The organism is Halomonas nitroreducens (assembly GCF_003966155.1).
GTDB lineage: Bacteria > Pseudomonadota > Gammaproteobacteria > Pseudomonadales > Halomonadaceae > Halomonas > Halomonas nitroreducens.
The window spans coordinates 42,934-60,291 of sequence record NZ_RXNS01000012.1; the positions used below are offsets into that span (position 1 = coordinate 42,934).

General features: G+C 69.0%; 21 protein-coding genes. All 21 read right to left on the bottom strand.

Going from position 1 to position 17,358, the window contains the following annotated elements:
* Positions 1-8: 8 nt before the first annotated feature.
* Positions 9-998: a phage tail protein gene (locus EKG36_RS13065; protein WP_126484785.1), complete on the bottom strand. Its 990-nt coding sequence runs from the start codon at positions 996-998 to the stop codon at positions 9-11.
* A complete protein-coding gene (locus EKG36_RS13070) occupies positions 999-1,820 on the bottom strand; it encodes a hypothetical protein (protein ID WP_126484787.1) in 822 nt (273 codons plus the stop codon). It lies immediately after the preceding gene.
* Positions 1,817-3,169, bottom strand: a complete 1,353-nt coding sequence (locus EKG36_RS13075; RefSeq protein WP_126484789.1) for a hypothetical protein — start codon at positions 3,167-3,169, stop codon at positions 1,817-1,819. Before EKG36_RS13075 ends, EKG36_RS13070 begins: the two co-directional genes overlap by 4 nt.
* The gene (locus EKG36_RS13080; RefSeq protein ID WP_126484791.1) at positions 3,166-6,978 is read right to left on the bottom strand and encodes a hypothetical protein; all 3,813 of its coding nucleotides are present in this window, start codon (positions 6,976-6,978) and stop codon (positions 3,166-3,168) included. Before EKG36_RS13080 ends, EKG36_RS13075 begins: the two co-directional genes overlap by 4 nt.
* Before the next feature lie 77 nt (positions 6,979-7,055).
* Complete coding sequence (locus tag EKG36_RS13085) at positions 7,056-7,394, bottom strand: hypothetical protein (RefSeq protein ID WP_126484793.1); 339 nt, start codon at positions 7,392-7,394, stop codon at positions 7,056-7,058.
* A gap of 67 nt (positions 7,395-7,461) precedes the next feature.
* The gene (locus EKG36_RS13090) at positions 7,462-7,755 is read right to left on the bottom strand and encodes a DUF1799 domain-containing protein (RefSeq protein WP_221766081.1); all 294 of its coding nucleotides are present in this window, start codon (positions 7,753-7,755) and stop codon (positions 7,462-7,464) included.
* A 35-nt stretch (positions 7,756-7,790) separates the two neighbouring features.
* Positions 7,791-8,135: a hypothetical protein gene (locus EKG36_RS13095; protein WP_126484795.1), complete on the bottom strand. Its 345-nt coding sequence runs from the start codon at positions 8,133-8,135 to the stop codon at positions 7,791-7,793.
* Between the two features lie 71 nt (positions 8,136-8,206).
* Positions 8,207-9,157 (bottom strand): phage tail tube protein, encoded by a 951-nt coding sequence (locus EKG36_RS13100; RefSeq protein WP_126484797.1) that lies wholly within the window; start codon positions 9,155-9,157, stop codon positions 8,207-8,209.
* Positions 9,138-9,305: a hypothetical protein gene (locus EKG36_RS20485; RefSeq protein ID WP_185827557.1), complete on the bottom strand. Its 168-nt coding sequence runs from the start codon at positions 9,303-9,305 to the stop codon at positions 9,138-9,140. The genes EKG36_RS13100 and EKG36_RS20485 overlap by 20 nt, the downstream gene beginning before the upstream one ends.
* 15 nt (positions 9,306-9,320) lie before the next feature.
* Positions 9,321-10,049 (bottom strand): hypothetical protein, encoded by a 729-nt coding sequence (locus tag EKG36_RS13105; protein ID WP_126484799.1) that lies wholly within the window; start codon positions 10,047-10,049, stop codon positions 9,321-9,323.
* The gene (locus EKG36_RS13110) at positions 10,046-10,489 is read right to left on the bottom strand and encodes an HK97-gp10 family putative phage morphogenesis protein (RefSeq protein WP_126484801.1); all 444 of its coding nucleotides are present in this window, start codon (positions 10,487-10,489) and stop codon (positions 10,046-10,048) included. The genes EKG36_RS13105 and EKG36_RS13110 overlap by 4 nt, the downstream gene beginning before the upstream one ends.
* On the bottom strand, positions 10,476-10,811 hold the full coding sequence (locus EKG36_RS13115) for a phage head closure protein (RefSeq protein ID WP_126484803.1): 336 nt from the start codon (positions 10,809-10,811) through the stop codon (positions 10,476-10,478). Before EKG36_RS13115 ends, EKG36_RS13110 begins: the two co-directional genes overlap by 14 nt.
* Positions 10,812-10,818: 7 nt before the next feature.
* Entirely contained in the window at positions 10,819-11,160 is a 342-nt protein-coding gene (locus tag EKG36_RS13120; protein WP_126484805.1) for a head-tail connector protein, read from the bottom strand.
* Between the two features lie 8 nt (positions 11,161-11,168).
* On the bottom strand, positions 11,169-11,462 hold the full coding sequence (locus EKG36_RS13125; protein WP_126484807.1) for a hypothetical protein: 294 nt from the start codon (positions 11,460-11,462) through the stop codon (positions 11,169-11,171).
* A gap of 54 nt (positions 11,463-11,516) precedes the next feature.
* Positions 11,517-12,719, bottom strand: coding sequence for a phage major capsid protein (locus EKG36_RS13130; RefSeq protein WP_126484809.1), 1,203 nt, complete (start codon positions 12,717-12,719; stop codon positions 11,517-11,519).
* A 10-nt stretch (positions 12,720-12,729) separates the two neighbouring features.
* Entirely contained in the window at positions 12,730-13,386 is a 657-nt protein-coding gene (locus EKG36_RS13135) for an HK97 family phage prohead protease (protein ID WP_126484811.1), read from the bottom strand.
* Positions 13,383-13,517 carry a hypothetical protein gene (locus EKG36_RS20960; protein WP_281274428.1) on the bottom strand — a complete coding sequence of 45 codons (135 nt, stop codon included), beginning with the start codon at positions 13,515-13,517 and terminating at the stop codon, positions 13,383-13,385. The genes EKG36_RS13135 and EKG36_RS20960 overlap by 4 nt, the downstream gene beginning before the upstream one ends.
* A complete protein-coding gene (locus EKG36_RS13140) occupies positions 13,501-14,712 on the bottom strand; it encodes a phage portal protein (RefSeq protein ID WP_126484813.1) in 1,212 nt (403 codons plus the stop codon). Before EKG36_RS13140 ends, EKG36_RS20960 begins: the two co-directional genes overlap by 17 nt.
* Entirely contained in the window at positions 14,713-16,428 is a 1,716-nt protein-coding gene (locus EKG36_RS13145) for a terminase large subunit (RefSeq protein ID WP_126484815.1), read from the bottom strand.
* Between the two features lie 3 nt (positions 16,429-16,431).
* Positions 16,432-16,794 carry a phage terminase small subunit P27 family gene (locus EKG36_RS13150; protein WP_246007512.1) on the bottom strand — a complete coding sequence of 121 codons (363 nt, stop codon included), beginning with the start codon at positions 16,792-16,794 and terminating at the stop codon, positions 16,432-16,434.
* A 156-nt stretch (positions 16,795-16,950) separates the two neighbouring features.
* Positions 16,951-17,358 (bottom strand): HNH endonuclease, encoded by a 408-nt coding sequence (locus EKG36_RS13155; protein ID WP_126484819.1) that lies wholly within the window; start codon positions 17,356-17,358, stop codon positions 16,951-16,953.

Genomic DNA, 17,358 nt, shown 5'->3' on the forward strand with positions numbered 1-17,358 from the left:
GCGGTCCCTCAGTAGCGAATGCAGGCCAGCAGCGGGGCGTTTTGCGGGCGCGCCTCGCTGCCACCATCCGAGGCGATGGTGTGGTCGTGGGTGTCGGTGCTGGTCGAAAACGAGTGGCTATGGGTGTCGGTGTTGGTGGTAAACGAGTGGTTGTGGCTGTCGTTGTTGGTCGACTTGGTGGTGGTGACGCTCTTGCTGTTCGCGGCCACCGAGCTGTTACCGTCGTTGTAGCCGCTCGCCGCCGGGATGCCGTGGTTGTGGGTGTCGGTACTGGTGCTGCCCGAGTGGTTGTGGCTGTCGCTGGCGGTGGTGCCGCTATGGCTATGGCTGTCGCTGCCACTCTTGCCGCCGTGGTCGTGGGCCTTGTTCTGGTCGCCCTGTGACTCGCCGATGCCGCGGCCGGCATCCACCCCGCGGCCATCGTCCCACCAGCGCGGGAACTTGCCGCGGTGATCCGGCAGCGTGAACGTCGTCGAGCCGTCGCCGGGGCCGAACTGCAGCGGATCTTTGCCGGCCTCGCTGCCCGCCAGGTTGCCGCTCGCCTGGGCGAAGGCCCACAGGTCGGCATAGGCGCTGCGCGACAGCTCGGCGCCGTTGAGCTTGAGCCAGCCGGCCGGCGCCGTGGTGCAGGGAAAGCCCATCACCGCACCCACCGGCACCACGAAGCGCAGCAGGCCGTCGAGGATATAGCTCTGCTCGTCGTCGGCGACCCGTAGCACCTTCTTGGCGTTGCCGCCCTTCACCGGCAGGCCGCCCTCGCTGATTTCCTGGGTCTGGTCGCGGTAGGTCTCGGCTTCGGTGGCCGCCTGCTGGGCGTCGGCCTTGTCCTGGGCGATCTGGTCAATGTCCTGGTTGAGGCTCTGGGTCATCAGCACCAGGTCATCGCCGAAGGCCACCAGGGCGGCATTCTGCCCGTTCTGCTTGGTAATCGCGGCATCGGTATCGCCCAGCGCAAAGTTGTACTGCGCGAAGTTGGGGACCGTGGGGACGGTGGCCATCTATACCTCCACGAAGGTGAGCGCGTCGGCTCGCCAGTTGTTGAAAAAGTCATGGGTGTGGGCGTAGTTGCCGGCACGCCGCGCCAGAAAGGCGTGCTCGGCCTCGTCGAGGCCGCCGGTCTCGGGGTAGAGCGACACATAGACGTCACCGGCCTTGCCGCCCTGCAGGAAGGCCCGCGACAGGGTGGCCCGGCCGGTGGCGTCCATATAGGCCAGGTCGAACGACAGTCGCCGGGCGATGCCCCCGCCCAGGGTGCGCAGCGAGTTGCCCTCGCTGCGGCGGTGCTCGCTGGCGTCCTGCCACTCGAGCGCCACCCCATAGCTGGCGTTGAACTGCGGCGTCACCACCTGGCCGGCGATGATCCGGCCGATCTCCATGACCCCGTCGAGGTTGTCGGGGTCGCTGATGGTCACCCGGTAGCCGGTCACGGCGGTGGACGAGAACCAGAACGGCGCCTGCTTGATCGGCAGGTCATCGGTCAGCGTCGCGCCCCAGGGGTCGACGCCGAAACGGAAGTCGCCGAGGGCGATCAGCCCCGAGACGGTGACCGCGCCGGTGTCATGCACCACGGTGGTGTCGTCGAGCAGCTCGACGCGCACCGTGGCCGTGGCCGAGAGGTTGTGGCGGTAGATCACCAGCGCCTCGAGGAAAGCCGGGGTCGCCAGGGTGGCGGTGATCACCTGGTCGGCGAGATCCGCCGAGCGCCACACATAGGCCCGCCCGGTGCGCTGGGTATGGGCCACCGGCAGCGCCTCCGAGGTCGCCGTCAGCGTGGCCGGGTCGTGCAGGTTGTCGAGGATCATGCGTAGGCGGTTGCTCACACCCATACCTCCAGTGTCGTGATGCCCCGGGTCGGCGAGCGGCGCACGGCGATCACCCGGCCCAGCCGGCCCGACAGGGCCCCGACCTCCACGGCGATGGCCTGGCCGACGTCGGCCTCGGGCAGGAACGCCTCGAGGCGCCAGACGTCACGGCGCACCGCGCGCAGCGCCAGCAGCCGGTCGCGCTCGGTGGCGGCGTCCGCCGCCACACTGAGCGGCGAGGCGCGGGTGACTTCCTCGGCAAGCGGGTAGTCGGGCAGCGCCTGGGTGGCCACCGACTCGCGCCATTCGCGCTTGAGGCGCTCGGCCTCGCTGGCGTCGTTGGCCTCGATGGTCCCGGCCACCTCGCGCAGCGGGGCGGCATTGCGCCCCCAGCGCAGGGTGAGCGAGGCCCAGGGCTGCTGGGTCTCGACCAGCTCGAGGCTCCCGAACAGCACGTCATCCGGCGCCAGGGTCAGCTCGGCCACCGTGGGCACCTGGTGCTGACGCACCACCAGCTGGCCGAGGGCGTCCAGATACCAGTAGCCGCCCTGTCCCCGGCACAGGTCGTCGAGGATCTGCCGGCCGCTCACCGGGCCGGCGTAGTAGAGCCCGACGGTGTAGCCGGACAGGCCGTTCTCGGCGACCGTCAGGCCGTACTGCGCGGCGACCCAGGCGACCACCTCGGCCGGCGTGTCGTCGGCCTGCTGAATGTCGACCGTCAGCGCGCCGCCCGGGGCGTTGTCGAGGGTGAAGGCGCCGCCGGCCAGGTCGTCGGTGTGTGGCACGGTGTTCCCCAGCTCCTTGGGCGTCAGCGCCGTGGCCGCCAAGTAGGACGCCCGATAGGTCAGCGCCGTGGTCGAGACCCGATAGGCCGGGGCGTTGTAGACGCTGCCCAGCGCCAGCGGCACCGGGCCGCCGCCCAGCGGCAGGGTGCCGGTGTCGAGCGGCTCGTCGAGCCGCGCCGACTGGTCGACCATCGAAAACACCAGCTCGCCGCGGCGCGCCCCGCTGATGCCCTGGTTGATGCCCCGGGCATGCAGTCGGAAGTCGTCGCGTGACCAGCCCGGCCCGCCGAGATAGAGGCGGATCGCGTGGCCCGTCCAGGCATAGCCCAGCCAGGCGTCGAGCGCGCCGTCATTGACCAGGCGTACCTCACCGAAGGACAGCCGGGCATCGGCACGGGTCTCGATGTCGATGGCCTCGGCGAGCAGGTCGTCGTACACCCGGTTGGGCACCGCATCGGTGGGCCGGGAGATATAGGGGTGCGAGGCGAGGAACTCGGTCCCCGCCCCGTGCTCCATCTCGCACAGCACCACCCGCGGCGCGGCGTGGTCGGCCAGCCAGGCCGCATAGTCGGCGTCGGTCATACGGTGCTCACAGGGTTGCGGGTGTTGCGGTGGATGCCCTGCTGCTCGCGCAGCTGCTGGGCACGCTGGTCGGCGGCCTGGCCGGCATCGCGGGACCGCTCGGCGCGCAGCTGGCGGACCTCGTCGCGCAGCTGGGCATACTGCGCTTGCGACTCGCGCAGGCGCTCGCCGGGGTCGAGGGTCGACTGGTCGGAGAGCAGCAGCGAGTCGATAAAGCCCCGCATCTGCGCGTGCTGCTGCTCCATCGCCGTGAGGTATTCGCTCATGCTGGGGGCGAGCTTGAGCAGCGCCGCATACTGCTCGCGGCCGGCCTCGGTCATCAGGTTTTGCGCCTCGACCAGGTCGCGGAACTGCGCGGCGGTGTCGGGCATCTCCAGGTTGAGCTCGGCGAAGGCGTCACCCAGGTCGGCCTCGAGGTTGGCGCGCCGCTCGGCCTCGCCGACGAACGCCTGGTAATAGGACTGCTGGGCCCCGGCCAGGGCCTCGACGCCACCCATCAGCTCGGCCAGGTGCCCGGCCGCCCGGTAGGACGCCACCGAGCCCTCGCGAAAGCGCAGGTTGAGCGCGTCCACGCCGTCGGCGAGCAGCACCAGGGCCTGACGGGCCGGCACCGCCTGGGCGACGATCGCCTCGACCCCGCCCTCGAGGCTGGCCACGAAGTCGCCATAGGTGCCGTCGAGGCTCGACAGGATGGCGCGATAGCGCCCCTCGAGGTCGTCCATGCTCGAGAGGCCCTGGTCGGCGGCCGCCTCGCGCATCTCGGCCAGCTCGGCCTCGCTGCGCGCCAGCTGGGCGATGGCGTTGTCGGTGGCGGCGACCTGCTGGGCGAACTTCTTGGCGTTCTCGAAGTTGTCGCGATCACCGAAAAGCGTGTCAATGTCACGGCTTTCGCGGGCGAAGCCCACCCGGCCCAGGGCCGACTCGGCGACGGCTTCGCGCTCGAAGCCACTGCGCCCGGCGGCGCCGTACTCGTTGACGGTTTTCAGCGTGCCGGTGGGGTTCTCCCCGGCGTACTTGTCGGCGAAGGCCGAGCCGATCGAGCTGCCGATAAAGCTGCCGATCGCCGCGCCCACCGGGCCGCCGAAGTAGGTGCCGATCAGCGCCCCGGCGGTGCCCAGGTGCTGGCCGGTCTGGGTCTCGCCGAACACTTCGCCGCCGAGGCGCGTGCCGACATAACCGGCGCCGGCCGAGGCCAGCCCATTCATGCCCTGGAAATTGGCCGTCGAGCCGCCCATAAAGCCCGACTGCCCCATCCCGCTGGTGGCCGAGCCGGCGAAGCCGCCGCTATAGGCGGCGTTGCTGGCCCCGGTCCAGGCGATGCCGCCGCCCCCGGTCAGGCCGTTATAGAGCTGCTTGCCCGTCGACAGCAGCTTGCCGGTGCCGCCCATGCCACCACCACCGGCCATACCGCCGCCGGTGCCGGGAATGCCCAGCGTCCCGCCCATCTGCCCGGTGATGTTCAAGACAATGGGCTTGAGGGTGGCCTGATAGGCCAGCTCGGCCAGCAGACGCTTGAAGCCGTCGAGCAGCTGGTCGGCGAAGTCGTCGAACGACTCGAACGCGCCCTGGAAGGCGTCGGCAAAGGTGGCGTCGATGCGCTTGGTCGCCTCCTCCCAGGCCCGGGCCATCTCCTGGGCCATGGGGTCGGCCTCGCGGGACAGCTCGGCCATCTCCTCGCGAATGGCGGCCACCATGCGCCGGTATTGCTCGGGGCCGCCCTCCAGCTCGCCGGCCCGGTAGCGCTCGTTGAGATCCGCCAGGGCCTGCTCGAGCTGCGCGGCCTTCTGCGCCGATCGGTCGTATTGCGACACCAGGGCCTCGGTGCGCTTCTCGTACTCCTCGGCGCCGGTGGCGGCGCGCATGTACTCCTCGGCGGCCCAGGCCAGCCCCTGGGCGTGCTCGACCACGCCCACGGTGCCATCGGCCAGACCCTGGTCGAGCACGGCGACGCGCTCGGCCAGGGTGGTGGCCTCGGCGCGCATCGGGTTCATGGCCTGGCGCAGCGCCTCGAGGGCGTCGGCCTGCTCGCGGGCGGCCTTCTCGGCCTCCTTCGCGGCGTCGCCGATCTTGGTCAGGGTCGGCGGCGTGCGCTCGCCCTCGTCGCCGAGCTGCTCGAGGCGGTCCTTGACCAGCCCGATGGCCTCCTCGACGTTGGCCATCTCCTGGCGGGCCGGCCCCGCGGCCTCGCCAATCTCGCGGATCTGCTCGACCTGGCCGGCCACGTCGGCGCCCAGGAAGCCGCCGGCGCCGGTGTCGTCTTGGCCGACGGCCAGGTATGCCTCGCCGGTCTCCTCGGCGGCGGCCTTGAGGTCGGCCAGCTGGGTGGTCAGCTGGGTGAGCTTGGCCTCGGCCGTGGCCCGGTTCATGCCGTCCAGCTCGCCGGTCAGCTGGGCCACGGCCGCTGCGGACGCGTCCACCGTGGGGATGGTCAGGCCCAGCTCGTCGCGGAAGTAGAAGACCGCACCGGCGGCCAGGATCGCCGCGCCGGCGGGACCGCCGAGCAGCATCATAGCGCCAGAATAGCCTCGCACCGCCATGCTGGCCCCGCGTGCCGCCACGCTGGCCCGGGTCATCGCCGCGGCCTGGGTGTTGACCGCCGCGGTGTGCGACGCCTCGGCGGCCATGGCCTTCTGGTTGGCCACCGCCAGAGCCGCCAGGGCCCGGGTGCGGTTGGTGGTGCTGCCGGTGGCCGCGGTGGTGGCCTGGGCATTGGCCAGGGCGCGCTGCGCCGCGGCCTGCTCGGATTGCGCCACGCGCAGGTTCTCGGCGGCCCGCGCCACACCCACCTGGGTGGCGCGCACATCGGCCTGGGCGGCGGCCATGCTGGCCTCTGCGGCCTTGATGGTTGCCGCGGTCTTGGCGCCGATGGCCAGCGCCAGCTTGCCGCCATAGACCAGCGCCAGGGCGCCGCCTATGTCGACCAGCTCACCGAGCACCGCCTCGGCCCCGCCCGCCTCGGCGAGGAACGCGCTGGTCGCCTGCAGGCCGTCGGTCATGGCCGGCACCACCTCGGCCAGCAGGGTTTTCGACACGCCCTCGGCGGCGAACGACAGGCGGGCCATCTCGTCGTTAAAGGTGGCCATGTCGTTGGCGGTCTGCTGGCTGATGGTCAGCCCCAGGGCGTCGGCCTCGGCGCGCATGCGCGCGATGGCGTCGGTGCCCTGGTTGACGATCTGCAGCAGCTTGACGCCTTCGCTGTCCCAGATTTTCTGGGCCAGGGCCACCCGCTGGGCCTCGCTCGCCACGCCGTTCATGGCCGCGGCGATGCGCTCGAACTGCTGTTCCGGTGCCAGCTTGGCCAGCTCGCCGGCGTCCAGGTTGAGCGCGGCCAGGGCCTCCTGCGCCTCACCGGTGTCCTGGGCGGCCTGGGCCACCCGGCGGCTCTGGCGCTGCCACGCGGTGGTCAGCTCCTTGAACTGCACATCACTGAGGCTCGCGACATAGTTGTACTGACTGAGGGCCTCGGTGCTCGCGCCAATGCGAAGGTTGATCTTCTGCAGCTGGTCGGCAAAGTCGACCTGGGCGCGCAGGCTGCCGGCGGCAAACATGCTGGCGATCGCCGCGCCCACCGGCACCGCGGCGCGCTTGAGCACCGCCAGCCCTTCCCCCGCGGAATGCACGTTCTGGGTCAGGCCGCGCACGTCGTTGCCGGCCCGGTTGGCGTCCTGGCCGAACTGGCGCGCCTTGCGCCCGCCCTGGGTAAAGTCCCGGTTGAGGGCCTGCAGCTGCTTGTCGGTGGCCTGAATGGCCTTGATGCCACCACTGGCGTCGCCGGTGATGATCAGACCGGCCTTGTACTGGCTAGCCATGGGCTACCTCGACGATCGGGCACGAAAAAGCCCCGCTCGGTGGCGGGGCTTTCGCGATAGTGAATGAAGGGAAAGGGTCAGAGGCCGTCGGTGATCTCTCGCTGACGGCGCATCGCCTCCTCTTTGCGGGCGTCCTTGTCCGCCCGGCGGGCGGCGTCACGCGCCGCGATCGCCTCCGGCGACACTTTCCGGGCTGGCGGCTCACGGTTGGCCACGCGCAGCGTGAGATAGACGCTCAGGGCGGCCAGCAGCACCGCGCCGGCGACGCCGGCCGCCACCACGCCCCAGCCGTAGACGATGCCGAGATAGACCACCAGCAGCACGCCCGGCAGGAACGCCACCGCCTTGAGCACCCCGGGCAGCAGCCCGGTCGCATACAGCAGCACCAGCAGGATGGCAAACAAGAGAATGACCACACGCCCCTCCTCGATCGGCGATTACTGCGGAAACTCTAATGCAGACGCCGCTGGATCGCGAGCCGCGCTAGTTGCCGTTGATAACCTCCAGGGCGCCGCCCTCCAGCTGCTGGACCTGCTCGAGCATGGCCGCGGCGTCCTCGACGCCCTGCATGCGCATCACGCTCTCCAGCGCCGGGTAATCGAGCCCCTGATGCACGGCACCGCCCATGCCGGCGATCACCCGCCATTGGGTGCGGCAGGCCAGGAACACCCGCAGAGCGGGCCAATGCTCCTCCCACACCCCGAAGGTCTCGGGCTCGCTGGGGGTCGGGCGGGTGATGCCCAGGGCCTGGGCGTCGCTGTCGCGCGTGTCTTCCACCTGGCCGGCGCCCGCCCACCACCGGCCGGCGGCCCTCAGTTTTTTGCCGCGGCCTCCGCGCGGCCCTGCTGGGCGGCGAACCACGACAGCACCAGGGGGCGGCGCACATAGGCAATGTCGAGCAGCTGGGCGACCAGCTCGTCGGAGAACGGCACGGCCTCGCCGGCCTCGTCGGTGATGCCCTCGAGGCCGAGGAGATCCTGGCCGACCAGGGCCTCGTCGGTCAGCTCCCCGAGGCGCTGCTGCTCGAGCAGCTCCTGGGTGCGACTCACCGGGTGCAGGCGCCAGCGCGCCTCGATGGTCTTGGCCTCGGCCTCGCCGGGCACCTGGATGGTCACCGGCACGGTAATGTCGGGCACGCTCTTGAGCACGAAGGTCATAACGGTTCCTTGTCGATCGGAAACAGGCGCGCCGCCCGGGCGGGCGGCGCGCGAGGGGTGGTGGCCGGGCCTTACTTGAAGGTCAGCGTAAAGTCGTCGTCGGCGCTGCCGTCCGGCAGGAAGCGCAGCCCCAGGTCATAGTGCATGATGCCCTGGTTGTCGGTGGGCGAGATGCTCGACAGCTGCACATGGGTGCCGGCCAGCTCGACGATATTGCCGGCCACGGTGCCGTGGGTCAGGGTCGCCGCCACCAGGTTGACGCCGGCACTCTTGTGCGACTCGACCGCGGCGAAATAGTCCTTGGTGGCGAGGTCCGGCGCCTCGATGTTGGCGGTGCCGGTCACGCCGCGGTCGGTGATATGCACCGACTCGCAGTTGACCAGGTTGCGGTATTCCACCTGGTTGCCGACGTCCAGCGACAGCGAGGCCAGGCAGGCGCTATGCCCGTCGATCGCCGCGGTGGTGTTGGCCTTGTTGACCGGCACCTCCTTGGCCTGCACCGCCTGGGTGGCCACGCTGGCGTCCCCGGCCGCCTCGGTCTTCTTGTACAGCCCCGTAAAGCTGAACTCGATATACGGCAGGCCCTGGGCGTCGGCGCTGATGGTGAGGGTGCCGTGGGCGCCGCTGATGTGCTGCATCTGCCCGTCCTCGATCCACCACAGCTCGAGGCTCTCGTGGTTCTCGCTGACCGGCTGATAGACCACGTCGGTGCCGACGTTGACCGTCTCGCTCATGCCACAGGCGCGCAGAAGCGGGCCATAGGCCGGCGCCTCGCCGGCGGTGCCCTGGCCAGCCAGCGGCAGGCGCAGGGTGCGCTCGACATAGGGCCCGGTATTGACCTGCTCGAAGCCGCCGAGCCCGTCGCGCATGCGCTCGCGCTCCACGGTATTGCCGGCATAGGGATTGCCGCCGTCGAGCATCACCACCTCGAGGATGGTGGCGCCGGTCATGTCGGCACTCGGCGTGCCATAGGCGCTCTCGATCTTGGCCACGGCATAGCGCTTACGCCATTTCTTCGCCATTGCTGGACTCCTTTACATCATCGGTCTTGGGGGCCGGCTTGCGGGCGGGTGTAGCCGAGCGCCGGGGGTCGGGTTGCGGGCCGTCGGTACGCTCGACGAGCACGCGTTTGCCGCGACGGATCTCGTAGCGGCCGCCGTGGTTGGGCATGGGAATCTCCTGGGGTCAGGTGGAACGGATCAGGCGGGCATAGCGGTAGAGCTCGCGCCAGTAGACATGGCGGCCGGACACCGCCACGCGCTGGCCGCCGGCGTATTCCAGCGGCGCCACGCCGTCGGCCGCCTCGAGGCCGAGCAGCGCCTGCTGGACCTGGGCGCGCTGGGCGTCGATGCCGTCCTGCTCGGCGACCAGCACCACCGCCAGGTGCTCGCTCACGGTCTGGCGCACGTCGCAGGTGCCCAGGGCGTTGGTCTCGGCGTCGGCCTGCACCGGATGCACGAAGGCCGCCGGCAGCGCCGGAGCCGCGGTGGCCAGGCTGGTGGCCTGCAGCTCGAAGTGAGCCCGGTACTGGCGGGGGTCGAACTCGTAGTCGGTGGCCGCGTCGGTGATCTCCCAGCTCACCAGCCCGGCATGGCCCGCCACCCGCTCGACCAGGTCGTCGGTCATCGCGCGCAGCGGGTCGAAGGTCGGCGAGCGCAGGCTGACCACATAGGTATCGACGCGCCCCAGGCGGTAGCCGTCGACCTCGATGTCGCCCTGCGCGGCGAGGCTGTACACGCCGTTGGTGTCGGGGGCGTCGTTGGGCAGCTGGACCGGCCACAGCGCGCTCGCCACCACCGGGTCGACCAGGGCGACCAGCCCGGGGCCGGTGTCGGCGCGGCTGGGGTCGGCGTCGCTCGAGCGCCAGGCCGTGACGCCGGCACCGGCCAGCGCGGCGAGAATGGTGTCGATCATGGGCGTAGCCCCTTGCGGTCGAGGTAGCGGCTCAGGCCGGCATAGAAGCGCCCACCAAAGCCGCTCTGGTGCTGCTCGAGGGCCGGGCCGAGGAACGGATTCGCCGTCATGTGCTCGGTGCCGTGCTCCTGCCAGAGGCCCTTTCGCCCCTGCCAGCGGCCGCCCACGCGGCGATTGGTGCCCACCAGCAGGGCCACGGTATCGGCGCCGAGGCCGAGCCGGCCCTTGGCGCGCTTGCTCAACGAGCGGTGCCCCACCGCCCGGGCCAGGTCGCCCGAGTCCTTGGGCGCGTTGGCCTTGGCGGTCTTCTTGACCGGCGCGATGGCCCGCACCATGCCGGCGCGCACGGCGCCGTGCTGCAGCTTGTGCTCCAGCCCGGCCATGTCGCGCCGGGCCTGCTCGAAGCCGGCCCCGCTGACCTGGACGTTAAACCCACTCATGCACCATCACCTCCAGCTCGCGGCCGCGCAGGTCGGGGTCGACCGGGCGGCCATCGACGCGATACACGCGCCCGCGGTAGCGAAAGCGAAGCGTCTTGCCGGTGGCGTCGGCGACGTCCTGGCGCCAGCGCAAGCGGATGCGCGCCGTGCTCTCGCTCTGCGCTTCCTGGGCGGCCAGCAGCAGCCGGCCGCGCAGCGGCTCGATGCTGGCCCGGGCGGTATCGACGGCCACCCAATCGCTCGGGGTGTCCCCCGAGGGGGTGCGCGGCAGGCGCTGGTAGAACTCCAGCGTCACCCGGTGGCGTAGCTTGCCGGCTCGCATATCGGCCTCACACGTTGTAGTGCTTGTAGGGCCCGATCAGGGCATCCACCGCCATCGGCAGGTCGCTGGCGATCGTGCCGAGCACCACGCTCTCGCGGTTCTCGTACCAGTGCCCGACCAGCAGCAGCATGGCCGTGGTCAGGTCGTCGTCGAGCACCAGGCCGGCCTCGATCGGCTCGCCCGTCTCGGGGTCGTTGGGGATCTCGCCGGCGGTGGCATAGAGCTTGCGCCCGGTGCGGTTCTCGACCAGCCGCTGGGCCGCCGTGGCGTAGGTGTCGAGCAGGGCGTCCTCCTCGACGTCGTCCGGCTCGAGCCGGACGTGCTGCTTGATAATGTCCAGCTCGAGCATGGCGACCCTCAGCGCTTAGTGGCTTGCGTCTTCTTGGCGGCCGACTTGGCGGCCGGCTTCTCCTCCGCGGCCGGGGCCTCCGCTTCGCCAGCCTCGGCGGCCTCGTCCTCGCTGGACGTCTCCGACTCCGCGGTAGACGTGGCAGGGGTCGGGGCACTCTCCAGCCGGGTGGCCACCTCGAGGTGCTCGACGGCCACCTCGGCGCAGCGTTCCGACACCTCTTGCTCCCCCGCCTCGATCTCGACGACGCTTTTGCCATCCGGCGAGAACGGGAACGGCTTTTCGACTTTGATCCAGGGCATGCTTGCCTCCTTGAGTGATCCGAAAGGGAGGGGCGCCCGCAGGCGCCCCGCCGCTTACACGCTGAGGGTCAGCGCCTTGACCGCCTGGGAGTCGGTGAGCATGCCGCCGACCCGTTTGGTGGTGTAGAAGCCAACGTTCGGCTTGTTGGTGAAGGGGTCGCGCAGCACCCGGGTGCCGATGCGGTCCACGATGGTGTAGCCGCGGCGGAAGTCGCCGAACATCACCGCATGGGCATCGGCCGCCACGGCCGGCATGTCCTCGTTTTCGTTCACCGCGTAGCCCAGCAGGCTGGACGGCTGGCCGGCCTCGATGCCCGGACGCCAGATGTAGTTGCCCTGAGCGTCCTTCATGGTGCGGACCTTGAACAGGGTCAGCATCGGCAGCATCCAGCCGGCGTTGCCGCGGTAGCCCTTCTTGAGCGTGTAGACGAGCTTGACCAGGTCATCCGCCACGAAGTCCCCGGACACGCCGGAATGGATCTCCTGCAGGGTGCCGAAGGCGCGCGCCGCGTCGCCGGTGGTGGCGAAGGCGTAATCCAGAATGCCTTTCGGCTTGTTGACGCCGTCACCGCTGAGGAAGGCCGCGCCTTCCTGCTCGGCGAACTCGCGCGCCACCTCGGCGTTCAGCCACGCCTCGGCGTCGAAGAACAGGTCGTCGAGGCTGGTCTGGCTGGCCTGGGGGTTGGCGTAGATCTCGCCCATGTAGGCGGCGACCTGCGCCAGGGTCGGCGTGCCGGTCTCGGGACGGGCCGCGGTCTCGCCGACCCAGCCGGACCCGGCGCCGCCCAGGTTGACCAGCTTCTTGTAATCCGAGGTGCTGACGGTGATCTGATTGCAGACCTGGCGCATCGGCGACTCGTCGCGCAGCAGGTCGAGGATATTGCGGTCGAGTTCCTCCGGTACCGCAAAGCCGCCGTCAGAGTCGGTGGTGATGTTCAGCGCCTTCTGCTCCAGCTCGCGCAGCCCCTCCTCGCGACCCTTGCGAATGAAGCTGCCGAACGCCGCCTTGTGCTCGGAAACCTCCTTGCTGGCACCGGGCTTGCCGGGGCGATTGGCCTCCTTGAGGGCGGCCTCTAGGTCGGCCTTGAGGTTGTCCAGCTCGGTCAGCTTGCCGTTGAGCTGCTCGGTCTTCTCCGACAGCGCCGTTTTCTCGGCGTCGATCGCCTCGAGGCGCTTGTCGTTGGACTTCTTGAACTCGTCGAAGCGCTGGCCCAGCTCCTCGGCGACCTGGGCGACGTCTTTATGATCCACAGCCATGGGAGGCTCCTTATTGCATTCGATCCGATAGGGACTTGAGGTAGGAAAGCGCTTTTTCCGCCTCCGCATCTCGCGGCTGGATGGCGCTGTAGCCGGAAGCCATGAAGGCTTTGGCCTGAGACCGAGAAAGCCCTACCTCCCGCAGGGCCTTCTCGAACTCGCTGGGCCGGGGCAGCTCGCCCCGCTCCAGGTGATTCTTGACGTTGGAGATCCGGGCCTCGTCATTGGCCGGGAAGGTCACCAGGGAGACCTCCCAGAGATCGACCTCCTTGAGCAGAAACACGTCCTTGTCGCGGTCGAAATCCCACTCCTTGACCATGTAACCGATCGACAGCCCGGACAGGCTGCCCGCCTTCATGTGCGCATGGGCGCGACGCGCGAGCGGGTCGTCGTCGACGAGCAGGCGACCCTTCACAAAGAGGCCGTTCTCGTCCTCTTTCATCTCGGTATAAACGCCGATCGGCTCCTGCATGTTGTGCTGCCAGAGCATCGCGGGCAGGCGGTCCTTTTGCTGCCAGCGGGCCAGGCTGGCCTGGAAGGCCCCGGGCATCACCACGTCGTCGTAGCTGTCCTGGTTGCCGAAGATCGAGCCGTAACCCTCGAACTCGCCGGCATCGTTGACGGCCTTGATCTTGAGCGGCGCGTCGAAGCGTTGCTTGGTGTTCATTGCTTGTCCTCGAGGTCATGGTGGCGGCTTGGCTGGGCCAGTCCGCCCTGGATGGCCTGACGGTTCAGCGCGGGGCGGCGGGCCCGCTGCTCGCGCGCCTGCCGCCGCTCTCGGTCATTCCGGGTCGTCACGGTTGCCGGCCTCCGGCTTGGTGGTCATGTTGGTCGGCGTCAGGTAAATGTCGCCGCCTTCGCGGGGGTTGAGATCCTCGAGCTCGCGGCACTCGTTGGGGCTGAGAATCCCCCACTGGATGCCACGGCCGTAGGACTCATAGCGGGCCTTGAGGTCGCCCCGCTGCAGGGCCCCGGCATTGAACTTGGCGTAATAGCGGGCCTGGTCCTCGGGCCTCAGCAGGCCGACCTGTACCCGGTGCTCGATGCGCGTCAGGTACGGCACCAGGGAGTAATTGACGAAGTTCATCCCCTGGTGCTCGATGTTCGAGAACGTGGCCTTTTCCATGTTGGCCACCAGGTGCGGCGGCACCCGGTAGATCGCGCATATCTCGTCGCGCTGGAACTGGCGGGTCTGCAGGAACTGGCTGTCCTCGGCATTCAGCGAGATGGGTTTCCAGTTGAGCCCACCCTCCAGAATCATCGGCTTGTGGTTGTTGGCCAGGCCGCCGTGGCGCTCCTCGAAATCCTTTTTCAGTCGCGCATACGCCTTGTCGGTGAGGGTCTGCTCGGTGGACAGCACGCCGGTGGTCACCGCCCCGTTGCGGAACAGCTGGGCGCCGTGCTCCTCGGTATCGAGGCCCAGGGCGATGGCCTCGCGGGCATAGGCCACCGGATTGAGCCCGACCAGGCCGTCGAGCGTCAGCAGCCGCACATGCCAGATTTCATCCTGACTCAGTACGTCCTGACTGCCGTTCTGGAAGGTCACGCGATAGACCGGCCTCCACCGCTCGTCGAGCTTGGGCTCCACCGCGCCGGGATCGATCGGCAGCAGCTCCGACACTCGCCCGCCCAGCCCCTTGACCTTGTAGGCGTAGAAGTTGCCCCGCAGGCACAGGCAGGCCACCAGCAGCTCCCAGAACTCCTGGGCAGTCATGTAGTCGTTGGGGGCGACATTCAACAGCCGATACAGCGGGTGACTGGTGGCGGGGTTGCGACTTTTCGCCCCTTGCTCCATCAGTCGGCAAGGCAGCATGCCCACCGACTCGGAGAGCACGCGCACGCAGCCGAAAACGGTGGTCAGGCGCATGGCCTGATTGCCGCTTATCCGCCGGCCACTGACCGAGTCATAGGTCACCCCGAGTTCCTCGGCGAGGGCCTGCGACGTGCTAATGGCCGTGCTCTTGCGGCGCAGTAACTTGTCGATAAATTTCATTTAAAGGGTCCGAATGCCGTGTTCTTCGAGGTGGTCGGAGAGGTCGTCACTGTCGTCGGGCCGCATCGCGCGACCGATGGCCATGATCAGGGCCACCGCGCCATCGATCTTGTTGTGGTCGCCCTGCTTGATGGGCCGCACCACGTCGTCGTTACCCGGCAGGTGCTTGCCGACCACGTTGCCGATACACCAGGACATGATCGGGTGCCCGTCGTGATGGAAGCGCCCGGCGACGATCGCCGCCTCCAGCTCCTTCATCGGGTCCGACAGGTTGGTGTAGTTCTGCACCGTGGTGATGGGCGTCAGCCCCTCGTCGTCGAGCTGATGCGATAGGTTGGCGGCGCCGTGGGGGTCGATCGGCGACTCGCTGGCCGGGGTCTCGAGGTTGGCCTCCTTGGCACTCTCGAGGATCTCGCGATAGTCCACCTCGCAGCCGTCGGTCGCCTCGAGCGCGCCGGCCTCGATCCAGCCCTGGTAACGCTCGCCGAGGCGCCGGTCGTCGTTGTCGAAGGCCGTGTCCTCGGGCACCCAGAACTTGGGGCCAACGCTGTAGTAATGCACCTTGCCGTCGATCACCCGCGTGAACAGCCGAGCCATCGAGTTCATGTCGAGCTTGCGGGCCAGGTCGAAGGCCAGCACGCAGTCCTCGCCGCGGAACTGAGCGGCGGTAAGCGTGACATCTTCACAGGCTCGCCACGCTTCCATGTTGAAATAGCCGGCCCGCGAGGTGACCCACACGTTCAGGTGCTTGACCTTGAACTGGTTGGCGTAGCGGGCGCGGGCCACCGCCCGGGCCTGCTGGCTGCGCAGGTAATCCAGCTTCACCGACACGCCGATATTGGGGTTCGCCTTGTAGAGCGCAGCCTCGCTCGTCCAGTCGTCGCCCTTGTCGATGGTGTAGATGATGCCGAACAGCTCGTCGTCCTGGGTCACGCCGTCGAGCATCTCGGCGAGGCGCTCGCGCATCTCATGACAGGGCCCGGCGACGTCATAGCCGGCGGTGGTGATCACCCACATCATCGGCTGGTTGCGCGCGCCCATGCCGGTAATCATGGTGTCGTAGAGCCGCGAGTCGGGGTGCTCGTGGTACTCGTCGACGATCGAGAACGACGGGCTCGAGCCGTCGCCCGGATCGCCGATCACCGGCTCGAACACGCTGCCGTCGGTGCGTTCCAGCTTCTTCGCCCAGGTCACCACGCCGAAGTGCTTGCGCAGGTCGGGCAGCTTCTTGGCCATCTTCATGGCCGGGCGGAACACCTCCCACGCCTGCTTTTCGCTGGTCGCGCCACAATAGACCTCGGCGCCGTACTCCTGGTCGGCGCAGAAGGCGTAGAGCCCCACCCCGGCGGCGAGGATCGACTTGCCGTTCTTGCGCGGCACCTCGACATAGACCTCGCGAAAGCGCCGGGTCTTGTCGGTCTTGCGCACCCAGCCGAACACCACGGCGAAGATAAACAGCTGCCACGGCTCCAGCTCGATCCGCTTGAAGCCCCGGGCCCACTCGCCCTTGGTGTGGGGCAACAGCTGGATAAAGCGGCACACCCGCTCGGCCAGGTCGCGGTCGAAACGATAGGGGTAGCTCTTGGCCTTGGCGGCCTTCAGGTCATCGAGGTGTCGCGCGCAGGCCGCCTTGACGAAGCGGCAAGCAACGATCCGGCCGGCCACCACGTCGCGCGCGTACTTCTGCGCCGCGTTCACGTTGGGGTAAGCGGCCATGGATCAGAACTCTTGGAAGTCGTTTCCCTCGCCGCCCTCCTCGCCGCCACCGCCCGCGCCCAGCATGCGAATGCGGGTCAGGGGGTCGAGCCCCAGCAGCGAGCCGGTGCGGGTCAGCTGGGCGATACAGTCGGCGCGCACCGCCACGAAGGGGCTTTTCTTGATGCTGCCGTCCGCGGTGGGCACCACCATGCCGTGCTGGGTGATCGACGCCTCGGCCTGCAGCATGTAGGCGAACGAATTGCAGTAGGCGATCAGTAGCGGGGCGTCCTCGACCTCGAAGGTGCCGCGGTCGATCAGCACCCTGGACTGAGTCTTCCACACCCGAACGGCCGTCTCGTCGATCAGCTCGGGCGGCGGCGGCATGCGGGTCAACGAGCTTTTGTGCTGCTGTCCGGTCTTGCGTTTGCGGCCTCCACCCGAGGCCCGAACTGGTGCGCCGTTGGCCATCGGAACCCCTCAGAAAAACTTTCGTTATTTCTCGCGCATAAAAAATCGACTGCGCGGGCGGTCTCGGCCGGCTCAGGCTCCAGAGATTCGACCACCCCCTCCCCCTGAGCCGCCCCGCTCTCGGCCCCGCTGGGCCTCCTGCTGGGTCTTCGCCTTGTGGCACAGCCGGCACAGCGCCTCGAGGTTGTCGGGGCTGTCAGAGCCGCCCTCGGCCTTGTTGACGATGTGGTCGACGACCGCGGCCGGGGTGGCGCGACCCTTGCGGCGGCAGGCCTGGCACAGCCAGCGGTCCCGCTCCATCACCAGCTGACGCAGCTTGCGCCAGCGTGAGCCATAGCCTCTCTGGCTGGCCGACTTGCTCTCCTGGTGACGAGCCCAGCCGGTCTGCAGGCGCTCGTGCTCCTTGCAATAACCATGGCGCTCCCGGGTAAGCTGTCGACATAACCTCTCTCGGCAGGGCTGAGCGGGACGTTGAGGCAT